Raw genomic sequence first — 15908 nt, forward strand, 5'->3', positions numbered from 1 at the left:
CATATATTCATTCAAACATGAAAAAGACCATATCAATCAATATTGCAGGCATAGTTTTTCATATCGAAGAAGACGGCTTCGAGCGATTAAATGCCTATCTGAAATCTATTCAGAAATATTTTGCTTCTTATGAAGGTTCAAAAGAAATTGTTGCAGACATCGAAGCCAGAATTGCAGAAAAATTTTGGACAAAACATAAAAGTGAAGACTCTCAAGTAATTACCATTGAAGACGTAGATGGCTTAATTGCCTCAATGGGTTCAGTGTCAGATTTCGCTGCCATCGAAGAAGATGAAGACTTTGCTGTTGGTGGTCAGAAAAAAGAAGAGCCTAAAGAAGAGAAAAAACAAGAGGAATATCAAGAGCGTAAAGCGCATACTTATGAAAATAATAGGTTTGCTTCAGGTGATAGAAAACTCTACAGAGATGTTAAAAGAAAACTATTAGGGGGCGTTTGTGCAGGACTAGCCCATAATTTAGGTTTTGACCCACTTTGGATTCGCCTAACATTTTTGTTTTTCTTATTGGGCATTGGCCCAATTACAGCAGGAATATTAAGCGGCGTAACATTTGTATTATACATCGCTTGTTGGATTGCTTTCCCTGCTAATGCTGCGTTGGAAGAAGACGAAAGAATCCGTAAATTTTACCGTAATCCAGATGGCAAAGTAATGGGTGGCGTAGTAAGCGGTATAGCATCTTACACAGGTTGGGATTTAGGCATGCTTCGTTTTGTATTTGTACTTAGTATTTTCCTTTTTGGGTCAGGTGTTGTATTATATTTAATACTATGGGCAATAGCACCAGAAGCTAAGTCTTTGACAGATAAAATGCAAATGTCGGGCGAACCTATTACGCTTGAAAACATCGAATCAAATATCAAAAGAACCTTGCATTCGGAAGATAAACCAGAGGATACCCTTACTAGAATCCTATTATTACCTTTCCGTGTTATTTCGCAAGTATTCAAAGCATTGGGGCCATTCACCGTATTTTTAGCATCCATTGCCAGAATCTTTGTGGGAGGGATGATGACTTTCTCGGGAGTAATATTTATCATAGCACTTTTCTTTTCGCTTTTTGTAGGCTTGACAGCATTAGAAAATGGCAATGTATATATCGGTGACCATTTGCCTGTAGGGTTGATTGCCCGGGATGCTTCTCCATTATTATTTTTAGGCGGTTTCCTAACATTGGCAGTTCCCGCATTTGTAATAGCTTGTGCAGGTATTTCATTGGTCATTCGCCGAAACCTTTTCAATGCAATCATTTGGCAAAGCTTACTAGGGGTGTTTTTGATTGGCTTACTTAGTACAATGTACACGGGAGTAAAGTATGCTAAAAACTTTGCAAAAACAGCCTCTATTGAAGAAAATGTAACATTCAACTTCAATCAGAGAACACCTATTTTTGATATCAATTATACAGGATTGGATCAAGACTGGGAGCCTTCTGTTGAGCTAATTGGCTATGATGGTGCTGATATTAAAATAGAGAAAATTTTCAGAGCAGATGGTGCTGACAAAAAAGATGCAGAAACCAATGCAATGGCTGTTACGTATAATATTGTTCAGAAAGACTCTGTTTTGAAATTTGATGACAGATTTGAATTCAAGGATGATGCTCATTTCCGTGACCAAAGAATCAGAATGAAAGTATATATTCCTTATGGAAAAACGTTCTCGATGACTCGTGGCTTTGCCAGTTTTGTGGATAATAATTTTGATGGTGGATATTTTGACGAAAGTACTGGAGATTTATTCAAAGGGTCAATCTGGAAGTTTACCAAAGACGGAGACCTTATTTGCGAGAACCGTTTCCCAAAAAGAAATACTTACAATGATTCTGATGACGAACAACACGGTTTTCCTGATGGCGTATCAATTCAGACTTTGCCCTTAAAAGATTTTGAAAACATAAGAGTCAACCTGTCTGGTATATCAAATGTATTGGTAAATCAAGCAGATGAGTTTAGTGTTGAAGTAAGTAGCGCTGGCGAAAATGCCCTTGAAAAATTAAAATATACGGTGTCTGATGGAACATTGATTATTGAAGCCAAAGACGGACAAAAGCCAAGTGATATTTATGATATCCACATTAGCATGCCAAGATTAAAAGGCTTTACGATTAAAGGGGGTGTGGGTACTAGTAAAATAAAGAATTTTGATGGAGAAGAACTTTTTGTTGACCTTGCCAATGGTGTAAAACTAAAGGTTAGTGGAAATTACAACAAATTGAAAGCTAAATTAGACAATGAATCAAAATTAGAATCATTCGATTTGGATGTTGTCAGTGCTACTTTAGAAGTAAAAGGCACAGCTTCGGCAGAAATCAGTGTTCGTGAAAAACTAGATGCCAAAACTGTAGGCTTCGGTTCTATTCGTTATCGTGGCGAACCTTCAGTGAATCGTTCAGTTCAAGAAGGCGGTTCTATTGAAAAAGAACAAGACTAATAATAGCAGTTTTATCATAATACTAAACCTTTCATAAAAAAAAGAATAAGCGTGCAACCTTTGTAGCATACATTGCATCTTAATAAAAAATAAAAACAACAAAGACATGAATACTAAAACCTACTTTCGTAACACTTTATTATTGAGTTTTTTATTAGGAATTGCCAACGTAATGTTTGCTCAGAATACCAAAGAGTTTTCTTTGAAAGGTTTTGATAAATTAGAAATGTCAAGTGCTTTTGTAATTGATGTTAAGTATGGTAGTGGATTTAAAGTAGTAGTAGATGCTGAACGTTCGGAAGACCTTGAGGATTTAGATGTAAGATTGAGCGGAAGTACACTTATCGCTAAATACCGTGAAGGTAAAGGCGGTTGGAAATGGAATAATAACCGTAAGAAAGTATCCTTCACGATTGTTATGCCTAATATAAAACAAGTGGATTTCTCAGGTGCTACTAGGTCTAAAATCTCAGGTTTCAATGATTTAGAAGATGTTACGTTGAAATTTTCAGGAGCCGCCAATACTGAAATTAATATTAATGCCGACAAAGTAAATTTAGATTGCTCAGGAGCATCTAGGGTAAAATTGAACGGTAAAACCTCTAAGCTTAACTTTGACCTTTCTGGTGCGAGCAATGTAGATTCATACAACTTTGTAGCAAGAGATGTAGATGCAGAAGTTTCTGGAGCAAGTTCTGCTAGAGTAAACGCTAGTAAAACATTGAATGTAGAAGCAAGTGGCGCTTCATCTGTAAGATACAAAGGTCAGCCATCAGTAAGATCTGATGTGTCTGGTGCTTCATCTGTAAAGAGTGGAGAGTAAACATTGAATGAATAAATACTTAAACCCCGCAAGTGTTGCAGAACTCTTGCGGGGTTTTGTGTGTTAAAAAAACAGATAAACTTGTTTTATTAAAAGATGACGAGTGTCTATGTAAAATAAATGATGTTGTTGAGTGAATTAAGGTACTGCTGTCAGAATCGCAGTGACGGACGACTCACCACTCACAATTCACAATTATTACTTATATGCAACATTACGATTTGGTTATTATTGGTGGAGGGCCTATTGGTTTGGCTTGTGGATTAGAAGCCCAAACAGCTGGATTAAGCTATGTAATTTTAGAAAAAGGGTGTCTGGTAAATTCGCTTTACAATTATCCTTCAAACATGACTTTTTTTAGTACTTCTGATAGACTTGAAATTGGCGATGTGCCTTTTGTGTCAAATAATGCTAAACCAACTCGTTCTGAAGCGTTAGAATATTATCGCAGGGTAGCTATTCATCGAAAATTGCATCTAAAGCTTTTTGAGGCTGTTGAACAAATCGACAAGTCGGATGAAAAAGAAGATATTCTCTATACCATTAAAACTACTAAAAGCGAATATCAGGCACAGCATATTATTATTGCCACGGGGTTTTATGATATTCCATATTTGATGAATGTTCCTGGTGAAGACTTGCCAAAAGTAACTCACTATTATGAAGAACCCCATTTTTATGCTTTACAAAATGTAGTAGTTGTGGGCGCCAATAATTCAGCAGTTGATGCTGCCTTAGAAACATGGCGAAAAGGAGCAAACGTAACCATGGTTATCAGACACGATGAAATAGGGAGTAGGGTAAAATATTGGGCTAAGCCAGATATTGAAAACAGAATAAAAGAAGGTTCTATCAAAGCCTATTTCAATTCAGAGGTTGCTAGTATTCGTCCACATGAAATAGACATCCAAACGCCCGAAGGAATCGTTACGATTGAAAATGATTATGTCATTGCGATGACGGGTTATCAACCTAACTTGGATTTTTTACGGAAAATAGGGATTACTTTATCAAATGATGAAATACTAAAACCTACGTATAATGATGACACACAAGAAACAAATTTACCTAATGTATATTTAGCAGGAGTAATTTGCGGAGGAATGAATACGCACTCCTTATTTATTGAAAATTCAAGGATTCATGCTACCAAAATTCTACAAAAGATAACTGGAAAAGTTATTCATAATGCCAACTACTAATCACTGTTTTTGATAGCTTCCTCCCGAATACACCTATAAAGAAGGTGAGAAAGTAGGTTAAATCAGCAATAAATTTCATAACCATTACTTAGAAAAGGCATTATTTGTTTGCCTTTTCTAGCTTCGTTAAATTGAGTCCTCAAAAAATTGTCATTCACCGACACACTTCTGTATTTGGTCGAAAATTGTCTGAATCTAAGAGCCGACCGTGCAATTTTTGTGTTCTAATAGTGTCTAATCGATAATTTTTGTGGGTTTTCCACTTATCTCAAATTCAATCCATTTGTACTTTTTTAATTCTTACAACAAATTATTTACTCCAACTTTGCTTCTAATTAAAGAAAAGAGCGAACATTTTAAAAATATATTTATGAAAAAAATATTATTATCCTTAACGTTATTTAGCCTTATCTGTACCAACCTTTTTGCTCAATTTCCAGTAGGAGGAATGGGCGGAATGGGTGGCGGACGTCCCAAAGAAGCTACTGCTATTCCGGGAACGGCTCAAGCTGCGCCAAAAGGGTCAGCAAAAATTACTGGTTATATAATCGACTCCTCGGCTACTAAAGCTGTTGAATTTGCGAGTGTGGCATTATTAGCGAAAGCAACTAACAAACCTGTTGATGGAACAGTTTGTGATGATAAAGGTAAATTTACGTTAGTAAAAGTTGCTACTGGAGACTACGTATTGGCTATTTCATTTTTGGGTTATCACTCAAAAAGAATTGATGTGAAAATTGAGAACAAAAACGATGACATTGATTTAGGTGTGATTAAATTAAACCAAACAAGTCAGGTTTTGCAGGAAGTAACCGTAGAAGGTCAGCGTGCTTTGATTGAAGACAAAGTTGACAGAATGGTTTACAATGCTGAAAAAGATGCAACTAACAAAGGTGGAGATGCAACAGACGTATTAAGAAAAGTACCTTCGTTATCAGTAGATTTAGATGGTAACGTTACGCTTCGTGGTAGCCAAAACGTAAAGGTATTAATCAACAATAAGCCTTCTACGATTGTAGCGAGTAGTATTGCAGATGCCTTGAAACAAATTCCATCAGATATGATTAAGTCGGTTGAAGTAATTACTTCGCCTTCTGCTAAGTATGATGCTGAAGGGTCGTCAGGGATTATCAATATCATTACTAAGAAGAATACTTTACAAGGATTGACATTGAATTTAGATAGTAGTGTAGGTATTCGTGGTGGTAACTTATCGTTGAACGGAAACTATAGAAAAGGAAACATGGGTTTCTCGTTAGGTGGTTTCGGACGTGCTAACTATAATGTAAGTGGTGAGTTTGAAAATACACAACTAGCTAAAGCTGATGGAACAATTACTAAACAAAGTGCTTCAACGAGAAACAACGGTTTATTTGGGTCTTATCAATTTGGATGGGATTGGGATATAAACAAAAATAACTCAATTACAGCTTCAGCTCGTTATGGCGCAAGAAATCAGAATACTTTCCAAGATGCATTATCTACCAACATTATCAGAACAAACGGAAGCAATACATCCACTATCCGTGATGTAGAAACGAAAGATAATTCTGGAACGATAGATTTAAACGTTGACTATACGCATACATTCAAAAAACCTCAGCAAGAATTTAGTTTGTCAGCACAGTATAGCCGTAACGACCGTAAAAATAACTTCACGAACATTATTTATGGTTTATCGGACTCATTAGTTCAATTAGGTAGAAACCGTATTTCGAATATTAACCCAAGTTATAACCAAGAAACTACGCTTCAAGCAGATTATCAATCACCAATTGGTAAAACACAAATGATTGAATTTGGTGGGAAAGGAATTTTCAGAACAGTAAATAGTACATTTACTCAAGTTGGAAACAATGGAGCATTAGATTACGACCAGAACATTGCAGCATCTTATCTTTCTTATACTTTAACAACTAAGCAAAAATATAGCTTCAAAGGTGGTGTACGTTATGAACATACTGACATCAATGCAATTCAAACAACGGAAGGTGGAGCAAAAAATAATATTGATATTCCAAGCTACGGAACATTGGTACCAAGTTTCAACGTATCAAAAAGCTTGAAAGGTGGAACTACTTTGAAATTGGCTTATAACCGTCGTATTCAAAGACCATCATTACAGTTCTTAAACCCGAACCGTAATGCTTCTAACCCTTCAAACGTTACAGAAGGTAATCCAAACTTATCGCCTGAATTCACAAACAACTATGAATTTACGATAAATACGTTCTTTAAGAATACGTTCTTGACTACAGCATTGTTTATGCGTAATACTACAGGTTCTATCCAAAGTATTCGTACGAATGAAGTAGACGCACAAGGTAGACCATTCCTTTTAACTTCTTACCGTAACATTGGTAACGAAGATGCTTATGGAATGAACTTGTTTGGTAATGTGAATATCTCTAACAAATTCCAATTGGGTGGAGGAACTGATATTTATTATGCTGTTTTAAATAACAACAACCCTGACCCATTGTTGAATGCTAAAAACCAAGGATGGGTAGCAAGCTTTAGAATGTTTGGTAGTTATAACCTTTCTAAAGGATGGGGCTTACAAGCATTCTCGTTCTATCGTGGTAATCAAGTACAATTACAAGGTAGCCAAGGTGGTTTCGGAATTTATAGCTTAAGCGTTAAGAAAGACTTCGCGAACAAAAAAGGAAGTATTGGTTTTGGTGCTGAAAACTTCTTTACACCAGGAGGTTTCAAGATTAATAATAGCATCGAATCTTCAACGATTTCTCAGCAAAGTACTACTACTTTACGTAACATGAACTTTAAAATTAACTTCAGTTATCGTATTGGTAAGATGTCTTTTGATGCTCCTAAGAAGAGAAAGAAATCTGTTAATAACGACGATTTGAAAGATGGTGGCGACGGTGGCGGAAACGGCGGTGGTCAGCAACAACAGCAAGCAGCTCCAGCAGCTACTGGTGGTGGACGTCCAAGATAATCATAGCATTATATTAGAAACAAAAAAGCGACTTTGAGCAATCAGAGTCGCTTTACGAATCAGGGTAAATATGGATATTAAAATCTGGCCCATAGTCTCCTAAAAAATAGAAAAGCCTATCAGAGATTTGTTCTTTGATAGGCTTTTTATCTATTAGCTACATCTTTTATTGATAACTAAACGGAAAGTTTTTGCTTTATATTGTTTACAAATTCTATTGAAACTCCCGCTATATCAGCTATTTGTTCGATAGACAAACTCATTTTTGAAAGCAGGTTTTTAACAAATTTGGCTTGTTCTTTTTCTCTCGCTTCTTTTTGTCCTCTGATATAGAGATAATCATTCTCTGCATCAATATATTTTGCCATATTTTGTATCATATCATCAAATTTTATATCTAATTTACGAAGTTTCGACAATACTCGCAATTGTCTTAAATATTTCTGAAACGTTAACTGATTATTTGTAGTTTCTTCGAGTCTATGTATAATTTGATTAAGAGCATTCTCTGGTTTTTCTTTCCCAAAATCGCTTAATATTGCCAAAATAACCTCTTCTGGATTATCAGATATTAAAAATCTTAAATAATCAAACTGGGTAATATTGATAAGCTGATATTGGAAGTAGTTACCATCTTCTGATAATACATTTTTCATTTTTGGCTCTCCACTTCCAATAAAAATAACGTATTGTCTAACAGGAAATTGATATTTAGATTTAAGTAAAGCCCAATAATCTATCATTCTGTAAATCATCTTAGAATAATCATCAACTTGAAATTCAAGGTGCAAAATGAATTTTTGACCAATTGGGTCTGTAACAATCCGTAAAGCATCAGCCTCTTTTTCTTTGGTTTGTTGTAATTTCTCTTTAATAATCACTGATTCCTGTACATTGAATCCCAAAATACTATTCATTAACGCAGGAATAATGCTTTCTATATTTTCTTTTACAATTTTATCATATTGATTGCCTTCCTGTTTAGAGTTTTTTCTTTCCATTAGTATATGTATAAAACCTTAACAAAGTTAAAAATTGCGAATTAAAAACCAAAGCCTAATTGACAAGTAATCAAGTACTTGAAAAACTAAGGTAAGGACGAGAATAAATTCAATAAACGCTGAAATCTTCTAATACGTGCTATTTAAGCAAAAATTCGGTTTTTGTTCTTCTACAATTCCCTCCCCTTCATTCTTTAATTTTTTTACGGAATTCACGAGGCGAAATACCCATCACTGTCGTAAATATTCTACTAAAATGATAAGGGTCGTTATAGCCAATTGCATAAGCAATCTCCTTTACTCTTAATTTGCTATGTTCTAACAAGTTACAAGCTTGTTGGACTTTGAGGAAAGTGAAAAAGTTGATAGGAGAACTCTGTACTTTTTGCCGAAAAACAGCTGAAAAATGTGAGGCAGACATGCCTGCTACATCAGCTAATTGTTCTAATGTCAACGTTTCTGTAAGGTGTTTTTTCATATAAGCAATTACCTTACTGATAGGGTCAGTTTCGGTTGATAACGGTGGATTAGGGTTAAAAACTGAAGCTTTGAAAGTAGTAAGAAAATGGGCAAATTGCGAATTAGCATAAACAATGTTGTCATCATTGAATGACATCTCGATATGCGAAATAATGTCATCAAACATGGTTAAACGCTGATGGTTGGGGGGTAAGGCTACAGGAGAATAGTCTTTGGTATTCTCAAACAAGAAATTGATATAGTGGGTCGACAGCGTACCAATAAAATGCACCCAATAGATAGTCCACGGATTATCGATATTCGCGCCATAACTATGTGGAACGTTGGCAGGAATAATAAAAAAATGGTCTTGATTGACAAGATACTTCTGGTTATCTATCATATACCATCCTTGACCCTCCACGCAGTGTATCAAAATATGCTGTCCACAGCCATTCTTACGCTCGCAAGCATGATGATTTGCCTTTAGATAATATCCAATATCTGTAATATGTAAGGTCTCAACCAAAGGGTGTTTGGCAACTCTAGTCAGTAATTCATGAGGCATAATGTATGTCCTCTGTCCTAAAAAGCCTTCTTCTTTAATAATCATTCAAATACCTATTAATAATATTATCTATGTTTTTCATAATAAGAGTCATGTAAATGTAAGACTTGAACAGGTAAATTTGCAATTATATGTTGGCATATTTAAATAAAAAAGTATAAATCAAGTATAGAAATACACGATTTATATGACTTGAGTTTTTTGCCCTTTCATCTATATAAATGATATTTTCCAGTACATTATCCATCTTTATAAGATAAAACTAATGGCTGGTGTATGCTATGAACTATCTCTGGGCTTAGTATTATATAAATATTTCAAACTCAAAACCTTTCATTCACAATTGTTATTTATTGTATATTTCAAATATTATTTTATAAATAGACGGGAAAAAGCGCATTCAAAATCATTTAGCATTTGAATAAAGTTTTGAGTATTAATTGTTTTGATAACGGAAGAGTCACTTCATTGTAAGATTCGAAAAAAATATGAATACCATCAAATTAATCTTTATCAGTTCGATTGTCATTATTGGGGGATATTCTCTGTATTCATTGAATAAGAAAGGCAATGAGGTAGATTATAGTACACAAGTAAAACCCATTTTGAACAAGCACTGTATTGCTTGCCACGGAGGTGTAAAAAAGCAAGGAGGATTCAGTTTGCTATTTAGAGAAGAGGCTTTGGGCAAAACAGAATCAGGAAAGCCAGCTATTATTCCAGGCGATGCTGAGCATTCAGAGTTCATTATCAGACTTACCCATAAAGACCCAGAAGAAAGGATGCCTTTGAAAAAAGAGCCTTTAAAAAAAGAAGAAATTGAAATATTAACAAAGTGGGTTAATCAAGGAGCTAATTGGGGTGAGCATTGGGCTTTTGTAAAACCAACAATGCCTGCTGTGCCGAACAAAGGTTTTTTTGCAGGATTCTTTAGTTTGTTTGGGGATAAATGGGAGAAAAATGATATTGACTATTTTGTAAAAAATAAATTAGAAGAAGAAGGATTAAAGCCTTCTAAACAAGCTGAAAAGTCAATATTGCTAAGAAGACTTTGTTTGGATTTGACAGGCTTACCGCCTACCGAAAAACAAATAGAGACGTTTATGAAAGATGATAGCGACAATGCCTTTGAGAAAATAGTAGATAGCTTGCTGGCATCCTCACAATTTGGCGAACGATGGGCAGGAATGTGGCTGGATATGGCTAGGTATTCAGATACAAAAGGCTATGAGAAAGATGAAGGTAGGAATATTTGGCAATACAGAGATTACGTCATCAAGGCTTTTAACCAAGATATGCCTTATACTCAGTTTATTAAAGAACAATTGGCGGGTGATTTATTGAAAAACCCAAGCGAACAACAATATATCGCTACAGCCTTTCATCGTAATACGGTTAATAACGACGAGGGCGGTACGGATGATGAAGAGTTTAGAAATGCTACCATGGTAGATAGGGTAAATACTACTTGGGAGGTATTCCAATCAACTACTTTTGCTTGTGTGCAATGCCATTCGCACCCTTATGATCCTATACGTCATGAAGACTATTATAAATCAATGGCGTTTTTCTACAATACCCGTGATGAGGACGTACCAGATGATTCGCCTTATCTAAGGCAATTTAATAAGCCCGAAGACAAGGCAAAACTAGAGGGTTTACAAACTTGGTTGAAAACTAATTTTAGTACGCAGCAAGAAAAAGATATCACGCAATATTTGACTTTTCTAGAACCTAAAATTCATCCGCACGCAGGCGACCAATTTATCAATGGAGCATTGGCTGACAATAAATATTTAGGCGTAAGAAATGGCGGTTCGGTAAGGTTTAAATCTTTGCCTGTGGAGGGGAAAAGCCAGCTTTTAGTAGCATATGGAAACAAAACTGGAAGTGCTACTTTGATGGAAATTCGCTTAGGCTCATTGACAGGGAAAGTACTCACGACGATAAAATTAGATACTACTCAAAAGGGAGGATGGACCAACTCATGGGATTATCAATTATACGATTTACCTAAAATGAGCGGTCGACAAGATTGGTACTTTACTTTCAAGAATACAAAAATTAAACCAGACCAAAGTACTTGTGTGATTGGGAGTTTTACATTATTACCTGAATTTCCCGGAAAAGGAAAACCTGATTATGCTGAAAAAAAGCAATCCTTTTTAGAATTAGTAAGGGCAAATACTGAAAATACGCCCGTTATGCTTGATAATCCTCATGAATATGCCCGACAAACGAATGTTTGGGAAAGAGGAAGCTGGATGGCAAAAACAACAATAGTACAAGCTGATATTCCTAAAGCCTTGGGAAGATTACCGAAAGGAGCGCCTAAAAATCGTTTGGGTTTGGCCATGTGGCTAGGTAGTAACGAAAACCCTTTGACTGCCAGAGTAGCGGTAAATCGTTTTTGGGAGCAACTTTTTGGAACTGGCTTGGTAGAAACCTTAGAGGATTTTGGTACACAAGGTTTCACGCCTACCAATGCAGCATTATTAGATTTTCTAGCGATAAAATTTATGGATGAATATCAATGGAAGCCTAAAAAACTATTGAAAGAAATGGTCATGTCGGCAACCTATCAGCAAGATTCAAAAGCTAGTGAAGAATTATTGGAAAAAGACCCGATGAATCGTTTGTTAGCTCGTGGGCCAAGAGTACGTTTGTCTGCCGAACAAATCAGAGACCAAGCATTATTAGTAAGTGGTTTATTGAGTTATAAAATGTATGGTAAAAGTGTAATGCCTTATCAGCCAGATGGCATTTGGAATACGCCCTATAGCAACATGGCTTGGAAATTAAGTGATAAGGAAGATAAATATCGACGGGCGTTATATACTTACTGGCGTCGTTCAACGCCTTATCCATCCATGATAACTTTTGATGGAGCAAACCGTGATATTTGCTTGGCTAGGAGAATCAGGACTAATACGCCTTTGCAGGCACTTGTTACATTAAATGACCCTGTTTATTTAGAATGTGCTAAAAGCCTAGCCAAGAAGATGGAATCAAGCGGGGGAACAATTGATGAGCAAATCACGAAGGCTTATGAATTAACGATGTGTAAAAACATTACAGACAAGAAATTAGGCATCTTGAAAAAGCTTTATGCTAACACACTAATAACGTATCAGAAAAGTAAAAATGAGGCAGCGTTGCTATTGAATATTTGTCCAGATGATAATATCAAACCCAAAAATATTCCCGACTTAGCCGCCAAGACTTTGGTAGCAAGCACCTTGCTGAATTTGGATGAGTTTATTATGAAAGAATAATGTAGTGAGTTGTGAAGGTGGAGTTTAGAATGAGGAGTATATTGTTTTGTAATAATATTTGAAATTTTATTCTAATCTGGCGTCAGCATTTGATGAAATTCCGCTGTTTGAGCGGAGCGAGTTTCGGAATTTCTTGATTTTCTTTTGTTACTTTTCTTGCATCAAGGCAAGAAAAGTAAGGTCTTACAGAAGGGAGTATTGATTTTTAGATATAAATCCATTAAAGCTTCAGCCAGTGTGCAATGCTCTAATAAAAGAAAAATTTGTAGTATAATAATTACGAGATTATGAAAAACTTACAAGAAGAACTTCTTTTTGAAACGCTTCGTCACGAAACACGTAGGCATTTCCTAAAACAATGCACTACAGGTTTAGGAATGATGGCGATGGGTTCTTTGCTACAGAGTTGTGGAGGCAATCAGTCTTCGGCTATGGCGAATGTTGCTAATCCTTTATCACCTAAAATGCCTCATTTTGCAGGAAAAGCTAAGTCTGTTATTTACTTGCACATGGCGGGTGCTCCTTCGCAATTAGAGTTATTCGACTATAAGCCAGAATTGATGAAATTAGACGGACAGCTTTGTCCTCAGTCATTTTTAGAAGGGAAAAAATTTGCCTTTATTCGTGGCGTACCTCAGATGATGGGCCCACAGGCAAATTTCCAGCAAGTAGGTCAGAGCGGAGCATGGATGTCTGATAAAGTGCCACATTTGCAAACCGTGGCTGATGATATTTCTTTCTTGAAAGCCATGTACACCGACCAGTTTAATCATGCCCCCGCACAATTGCTTTTGCATACAGGTTCGGCACGCTTAGGGCGACCAAGCACGGGTACATGGGCAACGTATGGGTTAGGTTCTGAAAACCAGAATTTGCCTGGCTATATGGTGTTAACATCAGGAGGAAAAAATCCTGACGGCGGAAAAGCATTATGGGGAAGTGGCTTTTTACCTTCTGTTTATCAGGGGGTACAATGTAGAAACCAAGGAGAACCAGTTTTATATATTTCTGACCCATCAGGGATAAACCGCGACATCCGAAAAAATACGATTGATGCCATCACTGAAATCAATAAGGAATCATATCAGGAATTTCATGACCCTGAGACCTTAGCCAGAATTTCGCAATACGAAATGGCTTTTAAAATGCAGACTACTGTGCCTGAGGTAATGGATATTTCCAAAGAACCTGCCTACATTCATGAAATGTATGGTACTGAAATGGGAAAAGAATCCTTTGCCAATAACTGTTTATTAGCCAGAAAATTAGTAGAACAGGGAGTGCGATTCGTACAATTATTTGATTGGGGATGGGATTCGCACGGAGGCGCTTCTGAAAGCAGTGATGTTGTGAATGGCTTAACCCACAAATGTGCTACCGTCGACAAAGCCATTACTGCACTGATACAAGATTTAAAGCAACGGGGATTATTAGATGAAACCTTGATTGTGTGGGGTGCCGAATTTGGTAGAACACCCATGCAAGAGAACCGCGAAGGCAAAGCAGCGGCTTTTAAAGGCAGAGACCACCATACCGAAGCCTTTACGGTTTGGATGGCAGGCGGAGGCATCAAAGGGGGATATTCTCATGGCGAAACCGACCCTCTTGGATATGTAGGCACGAAGGATAGAACGTCTGTTTTTGACTTGCAAGCTACCATTATGCACTGCTTAGGTTTCAATCATGAAGAATTCACTTATCCTTTTCAAGGTAGAAACTTTAGATTAACTGACACGGCAGGAAAAGTGATTAAGCCTGTGCTGTCCTGATTAAACAGGATAGTATGAATAGAGTATAATTGACTAGTTGTATCTTACTCTTTTAAATCAAACATTATAAACTATTATGAGAAAGATACAAATAGCCTTGTTGGCTTTATTAACAAGTTTGTCAACATTTGCCCAGACTGGTTATACGCCAAGTCCCGAAAACATTAAAGCACGGGAAGAATTTGAAAAAGCACGTTTTGGAATGTTTATTCACTGGGGCTTATCGAGTGTTTTGGGTGATGGAGAGTGGGTAATGCAAATTAAAAATATTCCTGTAAAAGATTATTCAAGACTCCAAAAAACCTTCAATCCTGTTGATTTTAATGCCAAAACGTGGGTAGATATTGCTAAAGGTGCAGGGATGAAATACATTACCTTGATTACTCGTCACCATGATGGCTTTAGCAATTTCGATACAAAGCAGTCGAGCTGGAATATTATGAATACGCCTTATAAGCGTGATATTGTAAAGGAATTAGCAGACGAATGCCATAAACAAGGGATTAAAATCTGTTTCTATTATTCTTTGTTAGACTGGTACCGTGATGATTATCCTTATGAAACAGGAAAAACTGGAAAAGGAACGGGTCGTACTAAAAAGAGTAATTATGCCAGCTATTTGGCTTTTATGAAAAGTCAATTGACAGAATTATTGACAAAATATGGTGAAGTATCGGCCATCTGGTTTGATGGACACTGGGATCAGCTAGATAACGACCATGACAAAACTTTGCAATCAAAAATTGATTGGAAATATGATGAGATTTATGGCTTGATTCACAAACTTCAGCCTCAATGTTTGATTGGCAATAACCACCATTTAAGTCCACTACCAGGGGAAGATTTTCAGATGTTTGAACGTGATTTACCAGGAGAAAACAAAGGAGGATTGAGCGGACAAGATATTTCAGCGTTGCCACTTGAAACGTGCGAGACGTTGAATGGGGCATGGGGATATAATATCAAAGATGAGCATTATAAAACACCTAAGCAATTGGTAGACTATTTGGTGCGTGCTGCTGGCTACGGTGCCAATTTTCTATTAAATGTGGGTCCAATGCCGAATGGAGAAATTCAACCAGAGTTTGTAGAACGTTTGGCAAAAGTAGGAGAGTGGACTAAAGTGTATGGAGAAACCATTTATGGCTCTAAAGGAGGGTTTATTCGTCCACAGGAATGGGGTGCTGTTACCGAAAAAGGAAATAAAATCTATCTTCATTTATTGAAATACAAAGACGATAAGTTTATGTTGAAAGTTCCGCAGGCTTTCAAAAGTGCGAAATTGTTTAAAAATGGTACTCCTATTAAATTTCAGAAATTAGATAATAACTATTTCGTATTTGATATTGCGTCATTGGATAAAAACGAATTAGATAACGTCATCGAATTGGAAAAATAG

9 protein-coding genes are annotated in these 15908 nt (G+C 36.4%); 7 read left to right on the forward strand and 2 right to left on the reverse strand.

Going from position 1 to position 15908, the window contains the following annotated elements:
- Nucleotides 1-17 precede the first annotated feature (17 nt).
- The 4 genes from AC07N0_RS09100 to AC07N0_RS09115 all read left to right on the forward strand — a co-directional run bounded on the left by AC07N0_RS09100 (nucleotide 18) and on the right by AC07N0_RS09115 (nucleotide 7437).
- On the forward strand, nucleotides 18-2453 hold the full coding sequence (locus tag AC07N0_RS09100; protein ID WP_494588923.1) for a PspC domain-containing protein: 2436 nt from the start codon (nucleotides 18-20) through the stop codon (nucleotides 2451-2453).
- A gap of 106 nt (nucleotides 2454-2559) precedes the next feature.
- A complete protein-coding gene (locus AC07N0_RS09105; protein WP_494588924.1) occupies nucleotides 2560-3276 on the forward strand; it encodes a head GIN domain-containing protein in 717 nt (238 codons plus the stop codon).
- A gap of 206 nt (nucleotides 3277-3482) precedes the next feature.
- Nucleotides 3483-4478, forward strand: coding sequence for a YpdA family putative bacillithiol disulfide reductase (locus AC07N0_RS09110; RefSeq protein WP_494588925.1), 996 nt, complete (start codon nucleotides 3483-3485; stop codon nucleotides 4476-4478).
- Between the two features lie 370 nt (nucleotides 4479-4848).
- The gene (locus AC07N0_RS09115) at nucleotides 4849-7437 is read left to right on the forward strand and encodes a TonB-dependent receptor (RefSeq protein ID WP_494588926.1); all 2589 of its coding nucleotides are present in this window, start codon (nucleotides 4849-4851) and stop codon (nucleotides 7435-7437) included.
- Nucleotides 7438-7613: 176 nt separating this feature from the next.
- On the opposite strand, the gene AC07N0_RS09120 is transcribed toward AC07N0_RS09115, so the two are convergent.
- Nucleotides 7614-8438, reverse strand: a complete 825-nt coding sequence (locus AC07N0_RS09120) for an RpnC/YadD family protein (RefSeq protein WP_494588927.1) — start codon at nucleotides 8436-8438, stop codon at nucleotides 7614-7616.
- A gap of 187 nt (nucleotides 8439-8625) precedes the next feature.
- Nucleotides 8626-9510 carry an AraC family transcriptional regulator gene (locus AC07N0_RS09125; protein ID WP_494588928.1) on the reverse strand — a complete coding sequence of 295 codons (885 nt, stop codon included), beginning with the start codon at nucleotides 9508-9510 and terminating at the stop codon, nucleotides 8626-8628.
- Between the two features lie 443 nt (nucleotides 9511-9953).
- Between AC07N0_RS09125 and AC07N0_RS09130 the strand changes: the two genes are divergently transcribed.
- The 3 genes from AC07N0_RS09130 to AC07N0_RS09140 all read left to right on the forward strand — a co-directional run bounded on the left by AC07N0_RS09130 (nucleotide 9954) and on the right by AC07N0_RS09140 (nucleotide 15908).
- Entirely contained in the window at nucleotides 9954-12740 is a 2787-nt protein-coding gene (locus tag AC07N0_RS09130; RefSeq protein ID WP_494588929.1) for a DUF1553 domain-containing protein, read from the forward strand.
- A 287-nt stretch (nucleotides 12741-13027) separates the two neighbouring features.
- Entirely contained in the window at nucleotides 13028-14509 is a 1482-nt protein-coding gene (locus AC07N0_RS09135; protein WP_494588930.1) for a DUF1501 domain-containing protein, read from the forward strand.
- Between the two features lie 76 nt (nucleotides 14510-14585).
- Nucleotides 14586-15908, forward strand: coding sequence for an alpha-L-fucosidase (locus AC07N0_RS09140; RefSeq protein ID WP_494588931.1), 1323 nt, complete (start codon nucleotides 14586-14588; stop codon nucleotides 15906-15908).

This window comes from Arcicella sp. GW821-FHT09D11 (assembly GCF_059416265.1).